The sequence below is a fragment of the Pseudomonas imrae genome (assembly GCF_046352735.2).
GTDB classification, from domain to species: Bacteria; Pseudomonadota; Gammaproteobacteria; order Pseudomonadales; family Pseudomonadaceae; genus Aquipseudomonas; species Aquipseudomonas imrae.
Genome location: NZ_CP110853.2, coordinates 800280 through 824529, shown reverse-complemented (window position 1 = coordinate 824529; position 24250 = coordinate 800280). Strand labels below are relative to the sequence as shown.

Genomic DNA, 24250 nt, shown 5'->3' with positions numbered 1-24250 from the left:
CGGCATTCCAATCGACGATAAAGGAGCATTATCGTTATGGCTCAACTTTTCTTTACTCTCTCAATCGTTGAAGGCTCATGATCCGCGACATACAAAACCGTGACCTGGAGCCAGTACTGGATATCTGGCTACAAGCGTCTATCCAGGCGCATCACTTCATACCCGCCGAATTCTGGTGTAACCAGCTTGAAGCAATGCGTGAGATCTACCTGCCCGGCGCCATGTCCCGCGTGTTTGAGGAAAAGGGCTCGGTCGCAGGATTCTACTCTGTCCATCAAGACACGCTCGCGGCGCTATTCGTATCACCCGAGCGCCAAGGACACGGTATCGGCAAGCAGCTACTCACCGACGCCATGGCCTCCAGGTCGATTCTTCAGTTGACGGTGTATTCGGCAAATACTCCCGCCATCGGTTTCTACCAGAGCCAAGGCTTTGTAGTGCTCGACGAACAACCGGACGAACACACCGGCCACCTGGAGAAACTGATGCGCTGGTGCGCCTGACCTGTTTAGCCACCGCAGCGCAATGTGCTCTGGCCGCAGCACAGCTCCCCCCATAAACACAACAAGCATGAGAACTGCCGAGTTGACCTGACAGAAATGTAATCACTCTTGCGCCCGATATATGGCAATTTCATGTTCCCCGCCAACGCCACGATTTGTGCAGTTGCAAACGTCGGCAAAGAGCTATGCGGGACACCTGCCGAGGCCGAGTTATGCAAATACATCAGCCTTGTAATCAGCGACTATCTGACTGACTGGACACAACGGCATGCATAGCAAAACCACTCGGCGATCATTCGTCAAAGGATTGGCCGCCACCGCAATATTTGGTGGATTAGGCATGTGGCGCACGCCGGTCTGGGCCATTACCAGCCCAGGCCAGCCCCATGTGCTGACAGGCACTGATTTTGATCTTTACATCGGTGAACTGCCGGTAAACATCACCGGTGCAGCGCGTACAGCCATGGCGATCAACGGATCGTTACCCGGTCCGGTTCTACGATGGCGCGAAGGTGACACGGTCACCCTGCGTGTGCGCAACCGCTTGAAGCAGGACACCTCGATCCACTGGCACGGGATCATCCTGCCGGCGAACATGGATGGGGTGCCTGGGCTGAGCTTTCACGGTATCGCGCCGGATGGCATGTACGAGTACAGATTCAAGGTCGGCCAAAACGGCACTTATTGGTATCACAGTCATTCCGGGCTCCAGGAGCAGATTGGCGTATACGGAGCGCTGGTCATTGACGCCAGGGAGCCCGAGCCGTTCGCCTATGAGCGGGACTATGTAGTGCTGCTGAGCGACTGGACTGATGAAGACCCGGCCAAGGTAATGTCCAAGCTCAAAAAGCAGTCTGATTACTACAACCACCATAAGCGCACGGTCGGCGACTTCGTCACTGATGTGAGTGAAATGGGCTGGTCGGCCGCACTGGCAGATAGAAAGATGTGGGCCGAAATGAAGATGAGCCCGACCGATCTGGCAGATGTCAGCGGCTCTACCTACACCTACCTGATGAATGGCCAGGCGCCGGATGGCAATTGGACCGGCATATTCAAGCCGGGCGAAAAGGTACGCCTGCGCTTCATCAACGCCTCGGCCATGACGTACTTCGATGTGCGTATTCCAGGCCTGAAGATGACGGTAGTCGCTGCGGATGGACAGTACGTCAAACCGGTAAGGATCGACGAGTTCCGCATCGCCGTGGCGGAGACCTACGACGTCATCGTAGAACCCGAGGATGAACAGGCCTACACCATCTTTGCGCAATCGATGGACCGCACCGGTTATTCCCGCGGCACTTTGGCTGTGCGCGAAGGGCTGCAAGCGCCCGTTCCGCAGGTCGATCCGCGCCCACTGATTTCAATGAACGACATGGGTATGGATCACGGCAACATGGGAGCAATGGACCATAGCGCCATGCCGGCCATGGACCATAGCAAGATGACGGGCATGGATCACTCATCCATGTCAGGCATGGGGGCGACCATGCAGGCTCACCCAGCTTCCGAGACCAATAACCCTCTGGTCGACATGCAGACAATGATGCCAACGCCGAAATTAAGCGATCCGGGAATCGGTCTGCGTGACAACGGTCGCCGCGTGCTGACCTACTCGGACCTGCGCAGCACTTTCCTTGATCCAGACGGTCGCGAGCCTGGCCGCACCATCGAACTGCACCTGACAGGTCATATGGAAAGGTTTGCCTGGTCATTCGACGGGATCAAGTTCTCCGATGCTCAGCCCCTGCTTCTCAAATATGGCGAGCGGCTACGCATCACGCTGGTCAACGACACCATGATGACGCACCCGATCCATCTGCACGGCATGTGGAGTGACCTGGAGGATGAGAACGGTAACTTCCTGGTTCGAAAACACACGATCGACATGCCACCGGGCTCCAAACGCAGCTATCGCGTCACCGCTGACGCCTTGGGGCGTTGGGCCTATCACTGCCATCTGCTCCTGCATATGGAAATGGGCATGTTCCGGGAAGTCCGTGTGGACGAGTAAAGGAGATCGCAAATGAGCCATCAGATGAAACAAAGCGCACTGTTCTGCGCTGCCACAATGACAGGGCTGCTTGCGGTATATGCGCCCTCTTCGCTAGCGGCGCAGAAAGCCCAAGAGATGGATCACTCGGCGATGGGTCACGGTTCCATGCAGATGGACCACGGCTCACCCCAAGGCAGCATGAAGGGGATGGATCACGGCGCCATGGATCATTCGAAGATGAATCACGGCGCCGCTCAAAAGCCACCCACTACCAGTCGCACGCCTATCCCGGTGCCGACAGATGCTGACCGCAAGGCGGCTTTTCCACCGCTGCCCGGGCACCAGCTACACGACAGCGGCATTAATAGTTTCTTTTTGCTCGATCAACTCGAGTATCAGGACGCGGATGAAGGCAGCACCCTGGCATGGGATGCCTCTGGCTGGGTGGGCGGCGATATCAACCGGCTCTGGTTTCGCTCTGAAGGCGAGCGCACAAATGGCGTAACCGAGCATGCCGAGTTGCAGCTCCTCTACGGACGAGCGATTGGCCCCTGGTGGGACGTGGTCGCCGGTGTGCGCCAGGACTTCAAGCCTGAATCACCTCAAACATGGGCTGCTTTTGGCATCCAGGGCATGGCGCTTTACGCCTTCGAAACCGAGGCGACCGCCTTCATTGGTGAAAATGGGCAAACTGCAGCGCGACTGGAGGGCGAATACGACATTCTGTTGACCAATCGCCTCATCCTGCAGCCAACTGCCGAAGCGAATTTCTATGGCAAGAATGATCCCCTGCGCGGCGTCGGTTCCGGGCTTGCCAACACCGAGGTCGGATTACGTTTGCGCTACGAGATCGTCCGCCAGTTCGCCCCATATATAGGTATCTCGTGGAGCCGCTCCTACGGCAAGACTGCGGACCTGGTTCGTGACGAGGGTGGGGATGATGACCAAACGCGTTTCGTCGCGGGTGTTCGTATGTGGTTTTGACCCTCGCAAATGACTCCGGCTCCTGGTGATGCCCTTCAACACTGCTCTTCGCCATATGGCTATATGCATCACCCTCAGGTTATCTCCGGGTTTCTTGTTACTTGGCCTGCATGCTCCTATCCGGTGAGCCAAGCTCTGGAGATAACAGCTCTTCAACAGGCCGAGCCAGCCTCCACCCATGCGTTGATTTCGACTACAGTAGGAAGACTCTGCATAAAGCCATAACAAGACGGAGCTCTTTCCATGCGCATAAAAAAACCCCTCAGCCTCCTGGCCGCCACGGCTGCGTTGACAATCTCGTGTGCAGCCAATGCCGCACCCGTGTTCATAAACATCCTGACAGGGGGCACCAGCGGGGTTTATTACCCTATCGGTGTCGGGCTGTCACAAATCTACAGCGAAGGGATTGAAGGCTCGAAGACCTCAGTCCAGGCGACCAAAGCCTCGGTTGAGAACCTCAACCTTTTACAAGCCGGTCGTGGCGAGCTGGCCTTTGCGCTTGGGGATTCTGTGGCTGATGCAAAAAACGGGGTCGAAGAAGCCGGGTTCAAGACGCCGCTGACCAAGCTGCGGGCCATCGCAGGTGCCTATCCGAATTACATCCAAATCGTTGCGAACAAAGAGTCGGGCATCAAGACCCTGGCCGACCTGAAAGGCAAGACCATCTCCGTCGGCGCCCCGAAGTCCGGTACCGAGCTGAACGCTCGTGCAATCTTCAAGGCCGCAGGCCTGACTTACGATGATATGAAAAAAGTCCAATACCTGCCCTTTGCCGAGTCGGTCGAGCTGATCAAGAACCGTCAACTGGACGCCACATTGCAGTCCTCGGGGCTGGGGATGGCGGCCATCCGTGACCTGGCTTCAACCATGTCACTGAACTACGTCTCCATCCCCGCGCAGGTCGTGACGAAAATTGGCAACGCCGCCTATCTGCCCACCCAGATTCCCGCCAACACCTATGACGGCCAACCCGAACCCGTGCCGACGGTGGCGATCACCAATATTCTGGTGACACACGCCGATGTGCCAGATGAAGTTGCCTACCAGATGACCAAGCTGATGTTCGACAACCTCAAGCGCCTGGGTAACGCCCACTCGGCAGCCAAGGACATCAACCTGCAAAACGCTGCGAAGAACCTGCCTATTCCCCTGCATCCCGGCGCCGAGCGCTATTACAAGGAAGTGGGTGCGTTGTAACCCAACAACCCGCCACGGGGATGGTCGCTGCAGCGACCTCCCCTTCCCTGTAGTTTTCTAAGGCAGGTTCCCAATGAGCGTAGATCATCAAGGCATCGCGGCGAACCCGCGCGACTGGCCAAAAACGCTGTTCTATGTAGCGTTGCTGTTCTCTATTTTCCAGATAGTCACTGCGGCATTTGCGCCTGTTTCCAGCCAGGTGCTGCGCGCGGTGCATGTCGGTTTTTTGTTGTGGGTCGTGTTCCTGAGTTATCCCGCGCATGGGCAAGCCCGGCCCTGGCAGCCGCTGGCCTGGCTATTGAGCCTCGCCGCGATTGCCACCGCCGCGTACCAATGGTACTTCGAGGCGGATTTGATCCAGCGTTCGGGGGACCTGACGCCTGCAGACATGGTGATTGGGCTGATACTGATCGTATTAGTGTTCGAGGCCGCTCGCCGGGTGATGGGGATCGCATTGCCGGTTATCTGTGGCGTGTTTTTGGCTTATGGCCTGTTGGGTGAATACTTGCCAGGTGACCTGGCCCATCGCGGCTACGGCTTCGATCAAATCATCAACCAGCTGTCATTCGGCACTGAAGGCCTGTACGGCACACCGACCTATGTTTCGGCGACCTATATTTTCCTGTTCATTCTGTTCGGTGCCTTTCTCGAACAGGCGGGCATGATCAAGTTATTCACTGACTTCGCGATGGGCCTGTTTGGCCACAAACTGGGTGGGCCGGCCAAGGTATCGGTGGTGTCATCGGCCTTGATGGGGACGATAACGGGCTCAGGCATCGCGAACGTCGTGACGACCGGCCAGTTCACGATTCCATTGATGAAACGCTTCGGCTACAAGGCAGCGTTTGCGGGCGGCGTGGAAGCGACGTCCAGCATGGGCAGCCAATTGATGCCACCTGTGATGGGGGCGGTGGCCTTTATCATGGCGGAGACCATCAATGTACCTTTCGTGGAAATCGCCAAGGCAGCGCTGATTCCCGCCTTGCTGTATTTCGGTTCGGTGTTCTGGATGGTTCACCTTGAGGCCAAACGCTCCAACCTTAAAGGACTGCCCAAAGACCAGTGCCCCAGCGCCTGGGGCGCGGTAAAGGAAAGCTGGTATTTGCTGATTCCGCTTCTGGTGCTAGTCTACCTGCTGTTTTCCGGACGTACCCCGCTGTTTTCCGGCATGGTCGGGCTGGCATTGACGGCCATCGTCATTCTCGGCTCGGCCATTATTCTCAGGGTCTCCAGCTTTGCGTTGCGGTGCGCGTTCTGGATTGCCCTGGGGATTCTCTGCGTCGGATTCTTCCAGTTGGGGATCGGTGTGATCTTTGCCGTCATCGCCACACTGGTGCTCATTTGCTGGTTCATCAAGGGCGGTCGGGAAACCCTGAATATTTGCCTGCACGCGCTGGTCGAGGGTGCTCGGCATGCCGTGCCGGTGGGGATTGCCTGCGCGTTGGTGGGGGTCATCATCGGCGTGGTGTCATTGACCGGAATAGCATCGACCTTTGCCGGCTACATATTGGCCATCGGCAGGGACAACCTGTTGCTGTCGCTGATACTGACGATGATTACCTGCCTGGTGCTGGGCATGGGGATCCCGACGATCCCCAACTACATCATCACCAGTTCGATTGCCGCGCCTGCCCTGCTGGAACTGGGGGTGCCGCTGATCGTGTCGCACATGTTCGTGTTCTATTTCGGCATCCTTGCCGACCTCACTCCGCCAGTTGCGCTCGCATGCTTTGCCGCAGCGCCCATCGCCAAGGAAAAAGGCTTCAAGATCAGCCTGTGGGCGGTGCGTATTGCCCTGGCGGGGTTTGTCATTCCATTCATGGCGGTCTACAACCCAGCACTGATGATGCAAAGCGACAATTACTGGATGACGGCCTACATGCTGGTGAAGACCACACTGGCCATTGGCCTCTGGGGCATGGCGTCCACCGGCTATCTACAACAGAAAATGCCGGCATGGGAGCGCTTCTTGTGCTTTGCCGCAGGTGCTTTATTGGTCGTCGCGCTGCCGATAACTGACGAGATCGGTTTCATGCTGGGTATCTTGCTGATAGTTCAACATGTCTGGCGGGCGCGCCGGGCCGGGCTTGCCCAGGCATGATGGGTTTGTGCCTGGGGCTGGCGGGCGTGGTGTGGGCGCAACTCCCCGTCTCCAGCTTCACCCTGGGCTGGGATCACACGATAGAAAAAGTTCGTTGGGAAGAAGACTACAACGTTTCGCAACAAGGACTGGTGCTAACGCAAGCCAGGGTCAAGGGAAATGGCGCAGGCATGGAAATCCCCCCTGGGGCCAGGCTGGAAAACGGCAGTTGGCACTATCAGCGCCAACTGCCGCCCTTGCAGCCTTTGAAACTTGGACGCACCCCGCAGGCAGGTGACTACCAGTTGTGCTTCGCTCAGCGCTGCCACGCGATGAGCGAATGGCTAGGCCCTCCTGTCAACAACCCATCCTCAATAGAGCTATGGAGTTGCTGGATGGGCTCTTGAAGGCATCAGTTCATACCCAGCCAGTTTGGTAGCGCCAGGGAAATCCACGGCACGTAGGTAATCAGCATCAGGAACGTCAGCAGAATCATCAGCCAAGGCGCAGCAGCCCTGATGGTTTGCGGCAGTGTCATCCCTGTCACGGCAGAGGTCACGAACAGGTTCAGCCCCACTGGAGGTGTGATCAAGCCGATCTCCAGGTTCACCACCATGATGATGCCCAGGTGAATCGGGTCAATACCCAGCTGCATGGCGATGGGGAACAGAATCGGTGCCAGGATCAGGATGATTGCCGAGGGTTCCATAAACGCCCCGGCAATCAACAGCACGATGTTCACGACCAACAGGAAGGTCACCGGAGTCAGACCTGCGTCAATCACCCACGCGGTGATCTGTTGCGGCAATTGCTCGGTGGTCAGCACATGAGCAAACAGCATGGCGTTGGCAATGATGAACATCAGCATGATGCTCAGCTTGGCCGATTCCAGCAGCACTTTCGGGGTTTCGCGAATGGTCAGGTCTTTGTAGACGAACAAGGCGATAAACGCCGAATACACGGCGGCCACCGCAGCGGCTTCGGTGGGGGTGAACATTCCCGAATAAATTCCGCCGAGGATGATGACCATCAACAACAGGCCCCATATCGCCTTGCGCGCCGTGCCGAGCCATTCACGCAATGTCGCACGTGGCATGGCGGGCAGGTTTTTCTTCACCGCGACAATGTAGATTGCCACCATCAACGCCAACCCCAGCAGCAGGCCGGGAATCACGCCGGCCATGAACAACTTGCCCACCGAGGTTTCCGTCGCAGCGGCGTAGACCACCATCACGATCGACGGTGGAATCAAGATGCCCAGGGTACCGGCGTTACACACGATGCCCGCGCCAAACGCCTGTGGATAACCCGAGCGCACCATCCCGGCAATGGCAATGGAACCGACCGCCGCCACTGTTGCCGGGCTTGAGCCCGACAGCGCGGCAAACAGCATGCAGGCCAGCACCGCCGCAATCGCCAGGCCGCCGCGGATATGTCCGACGCACGCGTTGGCAAAGTCGATCAACCGCCGCGCCACGCCGCCGGTGGTCATGAACGCACCGGCCAACAGGAAGAACGGAATCGCCAGCAACGTGTAGTGTTCGGATGTTTCGAACAGCTTGATCGCCAGGGAGCGCACCGAGTCCGGACTGAAGAAAATGATCGTCAGCGAACCGGCCAGCCCCAACGAAATAGCGATGGGCACACCGATAAACATCAGCACGAACAGCGCTACGAACAGGAAGGCAATAGTCATGGCTTGTCTTCCTCGTGTTCAGTCAGCTTGATGGCTTGAGCCGCTTCATCGGCCAGGCCCAGGCCTGTCTGACGATTCATCAGGATGCGTACGAGAATTTCGGCAAACCGGATAAACACCAACGTAAAGCCCACCGGCACGATCAGGCCGATGTGCCATTGCATGATGCCAAAGTGGCCCAGATCTTCGGCGCCGATCTGAGCAATCATCAGGGTATTGATCCACTCATAACTGGCGACAGCGAGCATCCCGGCGTAGGTCAGGCAGCACAGGCACGCGATGACGCCGATAAAGCGCTGTACCGGCTTGCTTGCCAGTTTCACCAATGCATCGACGCCGATGTGGCCAGCCGTGCGCACGCCGTACGACAAGCCGAAAAAGATCAGCCAGCCAAACAAGGCCTTGGTCAGCGAGCTGCTCCAGGTCATCGCCTGGGCCAGGCTCATGATGCCGTCGCCAATGGCAAACGCCGGCTCGCTGGCGGCTGGCCAGTTGTCGCCGAGGCTATAGAAAACGGTGTAGAGGTTGTTAAGCACCACGTAGACGAATGTAACCAGGGTCATGGTGGCCAGAAGGAAAGCAATGAAACCTTCCTCGAAGTGTTCCCAGATGCGCCGAAGGGCGTTCATGGATGACATCTCCTGCAGGGGGACGACAGGCCGGCACTGCCAACGCGGCAGCACCGGCCACCCATTACTGAGCCTTGTTGGAGGCTTCGGCGGCTTTGATCAGATCGGCACCGATGTCACCTTCAAACTTCTTCCATACCGGCTTCATCTTGTCGCGCCATTCGCCGCGCTCTTGAGGCGTGAGGGTGATGATCTGGGTGGTCTTGGCGTCGAGGATGCGTTGTTTGTCTTTCTGGTTCAGTTGAGCCGCCTCGTTGTTAACGTGAGCGGTGACTTCAACCAGGATCTTGTCCAGCTCGGTGCGGATGTCGGGTGGCAGGCCATTCCAGAACTTGGTGTTGGTGATCAGCATGTAGTCGAGTACACCGTGGTTGGATTCGGTGATGTACTTCTGCACTTCATGCATTTTCTGACTGTAGATGTTCGAGTACGGGTTTTCCGCACCGTTGACCACCCCCGTCTGCAAGCCCTGGTACACCTCGGCGAAACTCATTTTGCGCGGGTTGGCGTTAACCGCCTTGAATTGCTCTTCCAGCACCGCAGACGCCTGCACCCGGAACTTCAGGCCACGGGCATCCTTGGGCAACCGCAGCTCCTTGTTCGCAGACAGTTGCTTCATCCCGTTGTGCCAATAAGCCAGGCCAGTGATATTTTTGTCTTCCATGGACTTGAGCAGTCCCTGGCCCTGGGGGCTGAGCTGGAAGCGATCAACTGCGGTGATGTCGTCGAACAGGAAGGGCAGGTCAAACAATTGAACGGTCTTGGTGTAATGCTCGAACTTGGCCAGCGACGGTGCAATCATCTGCACGTCACCGAGCAACAGGGCCTCCATCTCCTTGCCATCGCCAAACAAGGAGGAGTTGGGGTAGACATCGACCTTGACCTTGCCCGGCAGCCGCTCCTCCACCAGTTTTTTGAACAACAGCGCCCCCTGGCCCTTGGGCGTCTGCTCTGCAACGACGTGGGAGAATTTTATGACGATCGGGTCTGCGGCCATGGCCGGGCCCATGGCGCCAAGCGCCAGGGCGCAGACGACTGCTTTCCACATAGGTTTGAACATTGGGAAACTCCTGGTGTTTTTATTTTTGTGCCGTTAAATGCTCTGGAAGCATATGCACGACAGACGAAGCAAGTCTAGGCAGAAAACGGCCACTTGAGCCGTGACAAGTGGGTTAGTTATAAGACTTGCAGTTGTGCGGCACCGCCATTGCAATATTTTCTTACAACATAGGCAAGCGAAGCCCTGGAGACCACCCGCGGCTAAAACCCGTTGCAAATATCTAGCGGATGGGGCCAGATCGCGGTGAAACTGCTGCCCTCTCGCTCCTCTCAGGTACCAAGCATGCCGCTGAGCTTTCATAAAATGCACGCCAATGGCGACGATTTCGTCATTGTCGATGCGCGGCACTCAGCCAATCCCATGACAGCCGCCCTTGCCCGGCGCATGGGCGATCGAATCCAGGGGATCGGCTTCAATCAACTCGCCGTAATGCTCGATTGCGATGATGCAGCGGCCCGCGTGATGTTCTGGAATGCCGATGGTTCCGAGCTGGAGGTATGTGGCAGCGCTACGCGGGGTGTGGCAGCCAGGCTGATGTGTGAATCAAACAAAACGTCGGTGGTTCTGCGCACCGTCCGCGGCCTGCATACCTGCGAACGCGCTGCAACCGGCACGATTACTGTCAGCATGGGCGAGGCGCGTTTCGGATGGTCGGACATTCCCCTGGCCCGGCAGCTGGATACCGCGTTCCTGCCACTGGAAGGCACGCCCGCCGCGTGTAGCATGGGCAACCCGCACTGCACCTACTTTGTCGATGACCTGGCGGCCCTCGATATCGCGAACATCGGGCCGGCTATCGAAGCCCACCCTTTGTTTACGCTCAAGACAAATGTGCACTTCGTGCAGATCATCAACCGCCGGCATGTTCGGCTACGTATCTGGGAACGCGGCGGTGGCATACCGCAAGGCTCAGGCTCCTGTTCGTGTGGCGCAGTCGTCAACGGAATCCGTCGTGGTTTGTTGGATGATTGCGTTGAGGTCCAGTGCGATGGCGGAACCGTGACGGTCCAATGGAGCGGCACCGGCCCGGTATTGCTCAGCGGCCCGGTTGAGGCGACGTTTTCGGGAACATTTATCCACAGCTGATTGCAGGGGATGCAATGCTTATCGTCTTCAGCGGTCTTCCGGGCACCGGAAAGACCACGATTGCGCAAAACCTGGCGACTCAAATAGGCGCCGTGTATCTGCGGATCGACACCATTGAACAAGCCATCCGCAATGCCGAGGTGCTGGCGCAGGACGTAGGGCGCAGCGGTTATCGGGTGGCCAATGAGCTGGCCCGAAGCAACCTGCGAATAGGTAACCGGGTCGTGGTCGACTGCGTTAACCCCGTAGCTGAAAGCCGACAGGCCTGGCGCGATATAGCCGCAAGTTGCGGGAGCTCGTTGTTGAATATCCAGGTGATCTGCTCCGATCAACAGGAGCACCGACGACGCGTGGAAAACAGGCAGGGCGATATTGCAGGGTTGGTGCCTCCTACCTGGCAATCGGTATTGGAACATGACTATGAAGCCTGGGATAACGCGCCGCTGACGCTAGACACGGCCGTGACGTCCGCAGCCAAGGCGGTGCAACTGATTACCCGACGGTGTACATGACGTCACGGCGCTCTTTGTCACATAACGTGTTGAGCATCTTCCCTTAACAAACGTGAAAAATGATTGTGGGAGTGGCAAGCACCCATCAGTCCAAGGCGACCTTTTGCCCACCGTGAATCAGCACATGCACCAACAATCCCGCCGCCAACCCCCAAAACGCACCCCCGACTCCCAGCAAGGAGACGTTGGCGGCTGTCGCCAAAAAAGTGATCAGCGCCGTTTCCCGCGTGCGAGTGTCGGCCATCGCACCGGCCAGGCTCGAACCGATTGCGCCGAGCAAGGCCAGGCCTGCCAACGTCGTGATAAAGGTACGCGGCAGAACCATGAATAACGTTGCGAGCGTAACGCCGAAGATGCCGACGGTGATATACAGCGCGCCGCACACCAGCCCCGCGATATAGCGTTTGGACGGATCTTCATGGGCGTCGCGGCCGGTGCAGATCGCCGCCGTGATCGCGGCAATATTGAAGGCGTGCGCGCCGAACGGCGCCATCAGCAGCGAACCCAGCCCGGTAGCGGTGATGATCGGATTGGCGCTGGTACTGAAGCCGTCGTTGCGCAGCACCAACATGCCGGGGATGTATTGCCCGGTGAGGGTGATTACGAACAGGGGTAACGCAACGCCCAGCAATGCGCCGACGGAAAAGTGCGGCATCTGAAACACCGGTGCCGCCAGCTGCAGTTCGACGCCGCTCAAATCAATGCGCTGCTGACCGATAAGCAATGCCAGGCCAATCAACAAAATCCCGACCATCGCATAGCGCGAAGTGAAACGCCGCAGCACGGCGTAAGACACCACCAGGATAATCACCAGTACCGGATCGGCGCTGGCACCGCCAAACGCTGCCACGCCAAACTGCAACAGGATACCGGCCAGCAAGCCAGCGGCAATGCCGCCAGGGATCAACCGCACCAACCGATCAAAAGCGCCGCACAGGCCCAGCACCACAAAACCGGCAGCGCACATGACATATGCGCCGATCACTTCAGCGTAAGGCGTAAAGGGCATGACCGTCGCCAGGAAGGCCACGCCCGGGGTCGACCATGCCGTGATGATTGGCGCGCGGTAGCGATAACTCAACCACGCTCCGGTCACGCCCACCCCGATGCTTACCGACCAGACCCAGGACGCGGTTTGCGCTGCACTGAGTTGCGCCAATTGCGCGGCCTGGAACACCAGGATGAAGGTCCCGGCGTAGTTGACGATCACCGAAATCAGCGCGCTGATGGAAGGGGAAATGAAGTCACTGAGAAGCAGTCTTTTAGCTGGTTGGCTCATGAAGGCGGCCTTGGCTGGGAGGATTGAGGGCGCCAAGGCTAACTCTCGATGGATCACCCTTTCAGTCCACTTCCTGACTATCTACCAGACCACATCCCGTTATCTGAGCGCCTTGGCCAGCGTCCGGGCAGCCACCTCGATTTCACTGGGCGCCAGCGCCGAAAAGCCCAATAGCCAACCGCCTGTGGCAGGTGGCTTGGCGTAGAGACGACTGAGCCCTGGTAACTGGATACCCACCCGCGCCCCTTGGCGAATGGTCTCGAGCTCTGTCCATCCCTCGTTCAGCAAACAGGGCAGCTGTAAACCTCCCGGCGGCAAACTGGCCGTGACGACCGCGCTCAAATGGCGCTGGACAGCGTGCGCCATTGCATCGCGGCGCTCGCCGTAGATTTTGCGCATTGCACGGATATGGCTGCCGAAATGCCCGTCGTTCATAAAGCGCGCCAGCGTCAGTTGGGCGATCTGTGGGGTGTGCCCATCGAGAATGCTGCGCGCGTAGGTCATCGGTTTGACCAACTGCGGCGGCAACACCATGAACCCCATGCGCAAGCCGGGGTACAGCGACTTACTGAACGTGCCCAGGTAAAGCGTGCGCTGGTAGCGGTCCAGCCCCTGCACGCAGGCCGTCGGCAAACCCTCGTAGTGAAACTGGCTGTCGTAATCGTCCTCGATAATCCAGCCTTGGCGCTCGGCGGCCCAGGCCGTCAGTTCAAGCCGTCGCTCCAAGGCGAGGGTCGCTCCGGTGGGATATTGATGGGACGGCGTCACGTACACGGTGTTGGCGCCGCTGCGGTCGGCGCGCAGTTGATCGATGCACAAGCCCTGCTCATCCACCGCAATCGGCACGACCTTGAGCTGGGCCATTTCGAAAGCCTTGCGTGCGCCAAAGTAGCCTGGGTCTTCCATCAGGATCGGCTGGCCGGCATCGACCAAGACCTGGGCGCACAAATACAGGGCCTGGCGCGTACTGGACAACACCAACACCTGGTCAGGCGTAACCCGTGCCCCACGCTCCAGGTTCAGGTAATTGGCGATGGCCTGGCGCAGAGGTTCGGCGCCTTGCGGGTCGCCGTGCAACAACAGGCCTGGCGGGTAGTCCTTCAGCGTCTGGCGGTGCAGCCGCTCCCAGGTACCGACGGGAAAGGTGCGGGTTTCCGGCAAGCCCGTGGCAAAGGCCTTGACTACTTGCTGGTCGTTGACTCCACCACTGGCAAGAATATCCGCGCCCCGGACACTGAGCGTGGGGGCCACGTTCACTGACACCGGTTTGCGCTGGCGCACACCCCGCAGGCCAGGCCCGATCTTTTCCGAAACAAAGCTGCCCGAGCCCTCGCGCCGACAGAGGTAACCGTCCAGTTGCAACTGCACATAGGCAATCTCTACGGTGTCCCGCGAGATACCCAGCGAGCGTGCAAGCGTACGCGTCGCGGGCAGGCGGCTGCCCGGCGCAAGGACGCCTTCCAGGATCAGTTGGCGCAGCACACGCTGCACACGCACACGTAAATCCAGCGCGGCGATTTTCGGCTCGGCGAGACGAATCTTGAGGGTGTCCAACTCGAGGTTTTGAGTCATGTAGTTGCCAGGTATGAAAAAGACGGCGCGCCAAACCCCACATCTTTGTTCGGCATCGCCGATATGTCCATGTGCAATATCGGCGGTGCAGGACGAGCGTTGCGTTACAACGTCATGCGGTACTCGATAAAGCCCGAATCCTCGGCGACCCAGTTGTAGAGTTTTTGCGCGCGCTTGTTGGTCTGGTGGGTATGCCAATACAGGCGTGAGCAACCCTGTTGCCGAGCGAAATCGCGGACCTGTTCGATTAGCATCTTGCCGCTCCCGCCACCACGGACAGTGGGCGCGACATACAGGTCTTCCAGATAGCAGTAATCGGCAACCGTCCAGGTTGAACGATGCAGGACGGCATTGACCAACCCCACCAGATCCTCACCTTGAACAGCCACGAAACCCGACACCGGCTCATCCGGATCGAAAAAGCGACTGAACGTACACCGTGATACGGCCTCTTGCAGCGTGACCTCATAAAAGTCCTGATACGCCAGCCACAATGCCAGCCACTGCTCGTAGTCGTCGGGCCGAATCGCTCGCACGGTCACGGTCTGTAGATCATTACCCATTGCACTCTCCTGCTGAAAAAACCGAAACCGGGGCCGGATCGGGACAGTGCAATGGTAGGTTCTGCAGCCTGCTCGCAACCGACCACTTCAGTTGCCTCGAGCAGGCCAATCCCGCGCGCGCGCTGAAATGCCGGGCCAAGCGAAACTTTACTTCAGTTGACGGTTTTCTAGCCGATACCTCCTTACACCGTTGTGCTGGGTCTTAAAAACAAAAACCTCCAGCGACACAAACCGATAACAACTGCGTGCCTGGAGGCATTCGATGAACAACTGGTTCGCCAACCTCAGCGTCAACTTGAAACTGGGCCTGGGCTTCGGCCTGGTGCTGACCCTTACCTCGATCCTGGCACTGACTGGCTGGACCAGCCTGGGCGGTCTGATCGACCGCAGCAACTGGATGAGTGACATCACCCAGCTCAACGCCTCGCTGACCAAACTGCGCATCGTGCGTCTGCAGTACATGTTGGCCAACGGCGACGAAAGCGTGGCTCAAGACGTGCAAGCCAGCCTCGACAGTTTTTCCGCCCAGCAGCAGAAGCTGATCAACCGCTTCAAGAGCCCGGAAAACCTCAAGTTGCTCAACGAGCAGAAAGACATCATCACCGCCTACCAGCAGTCGTTGACCAAAATGCGCGAGGCATACCGCAACGGCAATGCCGCACGCCAGACCATGGGCGACCGCGCCGACGCCGCCAGCCTGGTGATCACCGCCCTGGAGCGCAATGTGCGTCAGTTGCCAGAAGGCACCGAACGCTCTGCCCAGTTCGAGGCCCTTGCCCGTGCCAAGGAACAGTTCCTGCTGGCCCGCTATGAAGTGCGCGGCTACACCGGCAGCGTCAATCCGGACACCGAGGCCCGCGCAGCGGCACAGATCGAGACCGCGATCACCAGCCTGAAAGCCCTGGACAGCGTATTCGACGCCAGCCAGCGAACCGAGCTGGCGGCCCTGGAAAATGCCCTGGGTGCCTATCGCAACGCGGTGCAGGCATATAAAGCGGCCAACGCCAATATCGTCGTCGCCCGCCAGGAAATGACCGTACAGGGTGCCGGCATTGTTTCGCGCAGCAACGCGCTGTATGACATTCAAGTGCAACGTCGCGATGCCGAAAGCGTCCAGGCTCGCAGCCTGCAACTGATCAGCACACTCCTGGCATTGCTGGTGGGCATCATCGCCGCCGTGATCATCACCCGGCAGATCACCCGTCCACTGCAAGAGACCCTTGCCGTGGTCGACCGCATCGCCTCCGGTGACTTGAGCCACGACATCCAAGTCACCCGACGCGACGAGTTGGGAGTGCTGCAACAAGGTATCCAGCGCATGGGTACCACGCTGCGCGAGTTGATTTCGGGTATCCGTGACGGTGTTACCCAGATCGCCAGCGCCGCCGAAGAGCTGTCGGCCGTGACCGAACAGACCAGCGCCGGGGTCAACAGCCAAAAGATCGAGACTGATCAAGTGGCTACCGCCATGCACGAGATGACCGCCACCGTGCAGGAAGTCGCGCGCAATGCAGAACAAGCCTCCCGCGCCGCATCGGATGCCGATGGCGAAGCCCGCGCAGGCGACAAGGTGGTGGCCGAAGCCATCGCCCAGATCGAACGCCTGGCCGCGGAAGTGGCACGCTCCACCGACGCGATGGCGCACCTGCAACAAGAGAGCAACAAAATCGGCAGCGTGATGGATGTGATCAAGGCCGTGGCCGAACAGACCAATCTGTTGGCGCTCAACGCGGCGATCGAGGCTGCCCGTGCCGGTGAGGCCGGGCGTGGGTTTGCCGTGGTCGCCGACGAGGTCCGTGGCCTGGCCCAGCGGACACAGAAATCCACCGAGGAAATCGAAGGCCTGGTCGCCGGCTTGCAGAACGGCACCCAGCAAGTCGCCAGTGTGATGAACAACAGCCGCAGCCTCACCGACAGCAGCGTCGAACTGACCCGCAAGGCCGGCCTTTCACTGGAGAGCATCACCCGCACGGTGTCGAATATCCAGTCAATGAACCAGCAGATTGCAGCGGCGGCCGAACAGCAAAGCGCCGTGGCCGAAGAGATCAGCCGCAGCATTGTCAACGTACGCGACGTGTCGGAACAAACCGCCACCGCCAGTGACGAAACGGCCAAGTCGAGCGTGGAACTGGCGCGCCTGGGCAGCCAGTTGCAGCAGATGGTCAGCCATTTCCGGGTGTAGATGCCCTGGCGCAAAACGCAAAAAAGCCGCCCTGGCCAAAACCGGGGCGGCTCCCGCTGATCAGACCTTTACGGTCATCAAAGCTGTCCCGCAGGTACTTCCACACGTGATAAACACGCAGGGAGTTCACTACGAGGTTCCACGTACGTCGTGCAAACTTAGACATACTCGGCCCTCCATCAGTTGGGCCTTACCTCCAGCACACTTACCGGAACACGTGGGCCTTCGGATTCAGGTCGTTGTTTCCTGTGAGGTGGCCAGGTGGGTGGTCCTTCCGCATGACTCCGGCACGGATTACAAGCCCGTGGCGGTCGGTCCAAATTTTGCGCGCGACCCCAGCCAACTTACATAACAACGAACGCAGAACGGGGAAGATACTAACTCGACCTCTGGGCTTAAGGTGTTACAGGCGGGGACCAAACGCACTGTTTGGTTCCTTGAAATCTGTTGCCATTTTTTGCAAAACACAGTTCAGTAGAATTTAATTACTACTCATCTTCATGGCTTGCACGAAGCCTGAAGCGACAGTAATATCGCGTTCATGTCGTTGTTTCCTGTGAGCATGCAAGCTCAGCCAAAAGCTGGGACTGCAATAAAAAACCGCCCTACTAAGGCGGTTTTTTATTGCCTGCAACTCCGCGATCAGCCCTTGCCCTCCTCGACAAACACCAGCCGATTGCCAAACGGATCCTTGATGCTCATCTCCCGGGTACCCCAGGGCGTTTCTTCGACCTCGGGCTTGGCATAGCGGTAATCCCTGGCCAACAATTGTTGCTGGTACGCGTCGATGCCTTCAGCCTGGATCCGCACCGCTGCCCCCGGCGAAGCATCGCCATGGTGCTCGGACAAATGCACTACACACGCCCCCGACGACACCTGCAGGTACAACGGGAAGTTTTCTTCGAATCGATGCTGCCAATCGACCTTGAACCCCAGGAAACCGACGTAGAATTCAAGGGCCTTGGTCTCGTCGAAGATCCGCAGGATGGGGGTGATGCTTCCTAAGTGCATAGTGATGGCTCCCTGTTTATGAGCGGCCACTATAGAGCCTTGAAACCCTGCCGCAAATCCCCGCTGCGCGCCAGGAATCGCCCCGGTCGCTGACCGTTGGCCTGACCGTCGCGATAACTCAACACCCCGTTGATCCACACACCATCGATGCCTTCAGCGGCCCGCTGGGGATCTTTGAAGTCAGCGACATCCCGCACCCGCAACGGGTCGAACAGCACCAGGTCAGCCCAATGTCCTTCGCGGATCTCACCGCGCTGCGACAAGCCAAACCGCGCCGCCGACAGACCGGTCATCTTATGTACCGCCGTGTGCAACGGGAACAGCCCCAGGTCACGACTGAAATGGCCGAGCACCCGTGGAAAAGCGCCCCATAACCGCGGATGAGGAAACGGGTCCTCTGGCAGGCCATCGGAACCCACCATCGACAGCGGATGTGCAAGGATGCGTTGCACATCGGCTTCATCCATCCCGTAATACACCGCCCCTGCCGGTTGCAGGCGGCGGGCCGCGTCGATCAGCGGCACGTCCCATTGCGCGGCGATGTCCTGCAAGTCCCGCCCGCCCATATCCGGGTGCGGTGTCGACCAGGTGATGGTGATACGAAACGCATCGGTGACTTGCTTGAGGTCAAGCGTCGAGGAACTCGCCGCATAGGGATAGCAATCACAACCTACCGGATGGGTTTTCGCCGCCTGCTCCAGCGATGCCAGCAACTGCGGGCTACGCCCCCAGTTTCCGGCGCCCGCGCATTTGAGGTGGGAAATGATCACCGGCGCCTTGGCGTGACGGCCGATCAGGAAGGCTTCGTCCATGGCCTCCAACACCGGTTCGAATTCGCTGCGTAAATGGGTGGTATACACCGCGCCAAACGCGGTCAGTTCTTCGCTTAGTTGCAGCACTTCATCCGTCGCGGCGCTGTAGGCACTGGCGTAGGCCAGCCCGGTGGACAAGCCCAGGGCGCCGGCCTCCAGGCTTTCTCGCAACTGCTCGCGCATCGCGGCGATTTCTCCGGATGTGGCGCTGCGATACAGATCGTCCATATGGTTGCTGCGCAATGCGGTGTGGCCGATCAGGGCGGCCACATTCAGCGCTGGACGAGCGTTTTGCACCGCGGCGCGATAGTCGGCAAAACGCGGGTAGACGAACGCCTCGGCCTGGCCCAACAAGTTCATCGGGTCGGGTGGATCGCCGCGCAGACTTACCGGTGAGGCACTGATACCGCAGTTACCGACAATCACCGTGGTCACGCCTTGACTGAGCTTGGGCAGCATCTGCGGCTGGCGGATCACTACCGTGTCGTCATGGGTGTGGACGTCGATAAAACCTGGGGCCAGGACCTGCCCCGCAGCGTCGATCTCATGCTCGGCGCTGGCACCCGACAAGTCGCCGATCCTGGCGATGCGCCCATCCAGCAACCCCACATCGGCGACGTAACCCGGCGTATTACTGCCATCAATCACCCGCGCGTTACGGATCAGCGTGTGGTACTTCATCTCAGTCTCCAAGCGGCAGGCAATCGGCGCCGCCGCGATAATCGTCAAGGGCCAGCTTGATCCGACGCAGGCGCTCCTGGTTGTCATCCGGTTTGTCCAGCGCCAGCTCGGTGGCGAGCACATCGATGGCCAACAACATGCCGTAACGCGCCGCCGTGGGTTTGTAGATAAAACTGGTTTCGGCCGGTTGCAGCGCCAACAACACATCCGCTAATTGCGCCAGCGGCGAATCGGCCAGGGTGATAGCGATAATCCGCGCGCCATAGTTGCTGGCCAGTTCCACCACGCCCAGCAGTTCAGGCGTGAGGCCAGTCAGGGAACACACAATCAACACGTGCTCCGGCCCCAGCGTGGCGGCCGTCACGCGCATCATCACCGGGTCGTGACAGGCGGCGATCGGATACCCCAGGCGCACCAGGCGTACCTGTAACTCCTCGCTGCACAGGTTGGATGGCCCACCCATGCCAAAGGCATGAATCATTCGAGCCTTGCCCAGCAAGCTCACGGCGTCGATAAAGCTGCTCTGGTTAAAGCCCGACAAATGCTGGCGCAAGGTCACTTCGATATCACCGAGGATCTGCCGATGAAACGCCGACTGCTCAGGCAATCCCGCCGGGTCCAGGAAGCGACTGCCGACGCCGCTGGCCTGGGCCAGTTGCAAGCGCAGGTCACGCAAGTCACGGCAGCCCACGCTGCGGGCAAAGCGCGACAAGGTGGCGGTACTCACCTCGGCCCGTTGGGACAACGCTTCGAGACTGGCGGACGCGGCAAAGCCGACATCCTCGAGCATCAACCTGGCGATGCGCCCTTCGCCGGCGCTGAACGAATCCTGGCGGGCGCGGATCTGGTAGAGGATATCCATGAGGTCTCCGATTACAGCAGGCAGGACAGACCGTAAGTCAGACCGAACGCGACCAGTGAGATCAGGGTCTCCAGCACGGTCCAGGTTTTGAAGGTCTGGATTACCGTCATATTGAAGTATTCCTTGATCAGCCAGAAGCCGCCGTCATTGACGTGGGAAAAGATTACCGAACCAGCTCCGGTCGCCAGCACCAGCAATTCCGGGTGCGGATAACCCAGGCCCAGGGCAACGGGCGCGACAACACCTGACGCCGTGGTCATGGCCACCGTCGCGGAGCCCGTGGCAATCCGCATCAATGCCGCAAACAGCCAGCCCATCACCAGCGGCGATAAGTTGAAGGCATTGGCCAGGCCGAGAATTTCATGGGTAACGCCCGCATCCACCAGAATCCGATTGAGACCACCACCAGCGCCCACCAGCAAGGTAATGCTGGCGGTCGGCGCCAGGCATTCGTTGGTGAACCTGAGGATCGATTCACGATTGAAGCCTTGGGCCAGACCCAGGGTCCAGAAACTCACCAGCGTCGCCACCAGCAAGGCGATCACCGAGTTGCCGATAAACAACAGGAACTGGTTGAACGCCGTGCCGGGTATGGAGATGAGATTGGCCCAGCCGCCAATCATCATCAACACCACCGGCAACAGGATAGTGCCCATGGTCAGGGCGAAACTCGGCAGGCGGGTACGCGGCTCGCGATCGATGAACTGGCGTTCCAGCGGGTTTTCGGCGGGCAGGTGGATGCGTGGCACGATGAACTTTGCATACACCGGGCCGGCAATGATCGCAGTCGGGATACCGATCAGGATCGCGTAGAGCACGGTCTGCCCGACCGAAGCGTTATAGGCCAGTACGGCCATCATCGCCGCCGGGTGCGGCGGCACCAGCGCGTGTACCACCGAGAGACCGGCAACCATCGGCAGGCCGACCATCAGGATCGACACGCCCACACGCCGGGCCACGGTAAAGGCAATCGGCACCAGCAGCACGAAACCGACTTCGAAGAACAGCGGCAGACCCACCAGGAACGCGATGCACACCATGGCCCAATGGGCATTGCGCTCGCCGAAGCGGTCGATAAGCGTGCGCGCCACCTGCTCGGCGCCACCGGACTCGGCCATCATCTTGCCGAGCATCGTGCCCAGGGCCACCACCAGCGCGATATGTCCCAGGGTCTTGCCGACGCCCGCCTCGTAGGAACCCATGATCGTATCCGCCGGCATTCCGGCCAGCAGCGCCAGGCCAATGGACACCAGGGTGATGACGATAAACGGGTTAAGCCGGTAACGTGCGATCAGCACGATCAATGCAATGATGGCGATGGCAGCGTATGCCAATAACCAAACGCCCGGTGATGCGGCCATGCGGTACTCCTCGGAAAGGGTCACGTCGAATACGTCGTGAAACTCTTAAAGCATTACCGATGAGCACTTTCAAACTTTATGAAAGTAATTTTCGCCTTCAGGCAAGTACTGTCGCGTCGAGATATGCCTGCAGACAAAAGATGAAAATCAGGGGACCGTTCTTACATGAGGGTTGGCAACAACACAGGAAACTCGAATGCCTACGCCAGGTCATACCTTGCGTACCGAATCACCCTAAGGATTAGCAGCCATGAAACCTAAAGCCCTCGTCGCCAGCGCGCTACTGCTGGCCTTATGCGGCCCTACATCAGCCGCGGCCAGCAACCCGGCGCTGCAAAAATGCATGGACAGCGCCAACACCACGGCCGCGATGGTCGGCTGTAACGCCAATGAAACCAAGGTTCAGGACAAGCGGCTGAACACGGCGTACAAAACCGCCATGGCCGCTCATGAAGGCGCGCGCAAACAGCAATTGCAGGATGTGCAGCGCTTGTGGATCAAGTATCGGGATGCCAATTGTGCGTTTGCCGGCTCCGCCACGGGCGGCAGCATCGATCAGGTCAACGGCTCCAGTTGCTTGCTGGACATGACCCAGACCCGCGCCGATGAACTGGAAAACCTCGTCGGACCATAACCCGCGACATTCTGCAGGAGCGAGGGGCTGTGGTCAGTCGTGGCCCACTCGCGCGCGCTTGAGCAGTTTCTTGCAACGCTCGGACAGATACAGCACCCGCAGATGCTTGCCGGCCTTGGTGTAGCGCTCGCGCAGGGTCATCAGCGCCGCAATGGCCGAGTAGTCGACAAAGCTCAAGTGACGACAATCCAGGGTCACCTGCTGCGGATCGTTGGCCGGGTCGAACTGATTGAGAAACGGCGTGGTCGAGGCAAAGAACAAGGTGCCGTGCAGCCGATAGAGTTTGCTGCCATCAGCCTCCAGATGTTGGTCGGCGTACAGCTCGCGGGCCTGTTGCCAGGCAAAATTAAGTGCGGCAATCACGATCCCGCAGAGCACGGCAGTGGCCAGGTCGGTGAATACCGTGATCACCGTCACCGCGATGATCACCAAAACGTCGTTCAGCGGGACCTTGTTGATCACCCGCAGAGAGGCCCAGGCAAAAGTCTGCTGGGACACCACGAACATCACCCCGACCAGCGCTGCCAGGGGTATCCGCTCGATCAGCGGTGACAGAAACAGAATGAACAACAGGATCATGACCCCGGCCAAAACCCCGGAAAACCGCCCGCGCCCACCGGAACTGAGGTTGATCACGGTTTGCCCGATCATCGCGCAACCGCCCATGCCGCCGAACACTCCGCTGACCATATTGGCGGCTCCGAGGGCCACGCTTTCACGATCAGGGTAGCCGCGGGTCTCGGTAATTTCATCGGTGAGGTTCAAGGTCAGCAGGGTCTCCAGCAGACCGACCATGGCCATCAGGATCGCATAGGGTGCGATGATCCCCAGGGTTTCCAGGGTCCAGGGAATCTGCGGCAATGCGAAGCTCGGCAGCCCCCCGGCGATATGCGCCATATCACCCAGGGTGCGCGTGGGCAGGCCCAGCAAGTAAACCGCCAGGCCCACGCCAAGGATCGCCACCAAGGCCGGCGGTACCGCACGCGTCAGGCGCGGCAGCAGGTAGACGATAGCCATGGTCGCGATCACCAGCCCGCTCATCACATACAGCGGCGTACCGCTGAGCCAGGTTTCGCCGCTCTTGAAGTGCTCGAGTTGGGCCAGGGCAATGATGATCGCCAAGCCATTGACGAAGCCCAGCATCACCGGGTGCGGCACCATGCGTATCAGCTTGCCCAGGCGCAACAGGCCGAAGACAACCATGATCAAGCCGCCCAGCAACACTGTGGCCAACAAGTACTCAACACCGTGCTGCACCACCAGGGCAACGATCACCACGGCCATCGACCCTGCGGCACCGGAGACCATGCCCGGCCGGCCGCCGAACAACGCGGTCAGGGTGCAGATGATGAATGCGCCATACAGCCCCATCAGCGGATTGAGGTGGGCCACCAAGGCAAAGGCGATGCATTCGGGCAACAAGGCAAAAGACGTGGTGAGTCCGGCCAGGGCGTCAGCGCGCAGACGAGCGAGTTTCATGGAATTACCGGGGAGTTGCGGGAAATGAGCGGCGGATGGTACGGAATTGAGCGAAGTGCGGCTAGTGCGGC

At 59.1% G+C, this 24250-nt stretch carries 22 protein-coding genes and 1 pseudogene; 11 read left to right on the top strand and 12 right to left on the bottom strand.

The window, feature by feature from the left end; all coding sequences use genetic code 11:
- Positions 1-77 precede the first annotated feature (77 nt).
- From OQ460_RS03610 to OQ460_RS03585, 6 genes are all read left to right on the top strand, one after another.
- Positions 78-503 carry an N-acetyltransferase gene (locus OQ460_RS03610; RefSeq protein WP_410020535.1) on the top strand — a complete coding sequence of 142 codons (426 nt, stop codon included), beginning with the start codon at positions 78-80 and terminating at the stop codon, positions 501-503.
- A gap of 268 nt (positions 504-771) precedes the next feature.
- Complete coding sequence (locus tag OQ460_RS03605) at positions 772-2517, top strand: copper resistance system multicopper oxidase (protein WP_410020534.1); 1746 nt, start codon at positions 772-774, stop codon at positions 2515-2517.
- 57 nt (positions 2518-2574) lie between these two features.
- On the top strand, positions 2575-3483 hold the full coding sequence (locus tag OQ460_RS03600; RefSeq protein WP_410021920.1) for a copper resistance protein B: 909 nt from the start codon (positions 2575-2577) through the stop codon (positions 3481-3483).
- A gap of 243 nt (positions 3484-3726) precedes the next feature.
- Complete coding sequence (locus tag OQ460_RS03595; RefSeq protein ID WP_410020533.1) at positions 3727-4680, top strand: TAXI family TRAP transporter solute-binding subunit; 954 nt, start codon at positions 3727-3729, stop codon at positions 4678-4680.
- Positions 4681-4753: 73 nt separating this feature from the next.
- A complete protein-coding gene (locus OQ460_RS03590) occupies positions 4754-6781 on the top strand; it encodes a TRAP transporter permease (protein WP_410020532.1) in 2028 nt (675 codons plus the stop codon).
- Complete coding sequence (locus OQ460_RS03585) at positions 6778-7167, top strand: DUF1850 domain-containing protein (protein ID WP_410020531.1); 390 nt, start codon at positions 6778-6780, stop codon at positions 7165-7167. The genes OQ460_RS03590 and OQ460_RS03585 overlap by 4 nt, the downstream gene beginning before the upstream one ends.
- A gap of 5 nt (positions 7168-7172) precedes the next feature.
- Here OQ460_RS03585 and dctM read toward each other — a convergent pair whose 3' ends face one another.
- The 3 genes from dctM to dctP form a co-directional block, all read right to left on the bottom strand.
- Positions 7173-8456 (bottom strand): C4-dicarboxylate TRAP transporter large permease protein DctM, encoded by a 1284-nt coding sequence (gene dctM, locus OQ460_RS03580; protein WP_410020530.1) that lies wholly within the window; start codon positions 8454-8456, stop codon positions 7173-7175.
- Positions 8453-9085 (bottom strand): TRAP transporter small permease, encoded by a 633-nt coding sequence (locus OQ460_RS03575; protein WP_410020529.1) that lies wholly within the window; start codon positions 9083-9085, stop codon positions 8453-8455. Before OQ460_RS03575 ends, dctM begins: the two co-directional genes overlap by 4 nt.
- 64 nt (positions 9086-9149) lie before the next feature.
- A complete protein-coding gene (gene dctP, locus OQ460_RS03570; protein ID WP_410020528.1) occupies positions 9150-10145 on the bottom strand; it encodes a C4-dicarboxylate TRAP substrate-binding protein DctP in 996 nt (331 codons plus the stop codon).
- A gap of 282 nt (positions 10146-10427) precedes the next feature.
- On the opposite strand from dctP, the gene dapF reads away from it, so the two are divergent.
- A complete protein-coding gene (gene dapF / locus OQ460_RS03565; RefSeq protein ID WP_410020527.1) occupies positions 10428-11231 on the top strand; it encodes a diaminopimelate epimerase in 804 nt (267 codons plus the stop codon).
- A gap of 14 nt (positions 11232-11245) precedes the next feature.
- Complete coding sequence (locus OQ460_RS03560; protein ID WP_410020526.1) at positions 11246-11743, top strand: AAA family ATPase; 498 nt, start codon at positions 11246-11248, stop codon at positions 11741-11743.
- Between the two features lie 85 nt (positions 11744-11828).
- On the opposite strand, the gene OQ460_RS03555 is transcribed toward OQ460_RS03560, so the two are convergent.
- The 3 genes from OQ460_RS03555 to OQ460_RS03545 form a co-directional block, all read right to left on the bottom strand.
- Positions 11829-13022: a benzoate/H(+) symporter BenE family transporter gene (locus OQ460_RS03555; RefSeq protein WP_410020525.1), complete on the bottom strand. Its 1194-nt coding sequence runs from the start codon at positions 13020-13022 to the stop codon at positions 11829-11831.
- Between the two features lie 99 nt (positions 13023-13121).
- Positions 13122-14594: a PLP-dependent aminotransferase family protein gene (locus OQ460_RS03550; protein WP_410020524.1), complete on the bottom strand. Its 1473-nt coding sequence runs from the start codon at positions 14592-14594 to the stop codon at positions 13122-13124.
- A 104-nt stretch (positions 14595-14698) separates the two neighbouring features.
- The gene (locus OQ460_RS03545; protein ID WP_410020523.1) at positions 14699-15157 is read right to left on the bottom strand and encodes a GNAT family N-acetyltransferase; all 459 of its coding nucleotides are present in this window, start codon (positions 15155-15157) and stop codon (positions 14699-14701) included.
- A gap of 262 nt (positions 15158-15419) precedes the next feature.
- On the opposite strand from OQ460_RS03545, the pseudogene OQ460_RS03540 reads away from it, so the two are divergent.
- A pseudogene (locus tag OQ460_RS03540) lies at positions 15420-16484 on the top strand (methyl-accepting chemotaxis protein); the annotation flags it as partial.
- Complete coding sequence (locus OQ460_RS03535) at positions 16476-17339, top strand: methyl-accepting chemotaxis protein (RefSeq protein WP_410021919.1); 864 nt, start codon at positions 16476-16478, stop codon at positions 17337-17339. The pseudogene OQ460_RS03540 and the gene OQ460_RS03535, both read left to right, overlap by 9 nt.
- Here the strand turns inward: OQ460_RS03535 and OQ460_RS03530 are convergent.
- From OQ460_RS03530 to OQ460_RS03510, 5 genes are all read right to left on the bottom strand, one after another.
- Positions 17320-17505, bottom strand: a complete 186-nt coding sequence (locus tag OQ460_RS03530) for a hypothetical protein (protein ID WP_410020522.1) — start codon at positions 17503-17505, stop codon at positions 17320-17322. The genes OQ460_RS03535 and OQ460_RS03530 overlap by 20 nt on opposite strands.
- A gap of 476 nt (positions 17506-17981) precedes the next feature.
- Complete coding sequence (locus OQ460_RS03525; protein WP_410020521.1) at positions 17982-18350, bottom strand: glyoxalase superfamily protein; 369 nt, start codon at positions 18348-18350, stop codon at positions 17982-17984.
- A gap of 29 nt (positions 18351-18379) precedes the next feature.
- Positions 18380-19843 (bottom strand): N-acyl-D-amino-acid deacylase family protein, encoded by a 1464-nt coding sequence (locus tag OQ460_RS03520; RefSeq protein WP_410020520.1) that lies wholly within the window; start codon positions 19841-19843, stop codon positions 18380-18382.
- 1 nt (position 19844) lies between these two features.
- On the bottom strand, positions 19845-20705 hold the full coding sequence (locus tag OQ460_RS03515; RefSeq protein WP_410020519.1) for a MurR/RpiR family transcriptional regulator: 861 nt from the start codon (positions 20703-20705) through the stop codon (positions 19845-19847).
- Positions 20706-20716: 11 nt separating this feature from the next.
- On the bottom strand, positions 20717-22066 hold the full coding sequence (locus OQ460_RS03510; protein ID WP_410020518.1) for a gluconate:H+ symporter: 1350 nt from the start codon (positions 22064-22066) through the stop codon (positions 20717-20719).
- A 250-nt stretch (positions 22067-22316) separates the two neighbouring features.
- Between OQ460_RS03510 and OQ460_RS03505 the strand changes: the two genes are divergently transcribed.
- A complete protein-coding gene (locus OQ460_RS03505; RefSeq protein WP_410020517.1) occupies positions 22317-22700 on the top strand; it encodes a lysozyme inhibitor LprI family protein in 384 nt (127 codons plus the stop codon).
- A 33-nt stretch (positions 22701-22733) separates the two neighbouring features.
- On the opposite strand, the gene OQ460_RS03500 is transcribed toward OQ460_RS03505, so the two are convergent.
- The gene (locus OQ460_RS03500) at positions 22734-24179 is read right to left on the bottom strand and encodes a SulP family inorganic anion transporter (RefSeq protein WP_410020516.1); all 1446 of its coding nucleotides are present in this window, start codon (positions 24177-24179) and stop codon (positions 22734-22736) included.
- Between the last annotated feature and the right edge of the window lie 71 nt (positions 24180-24250).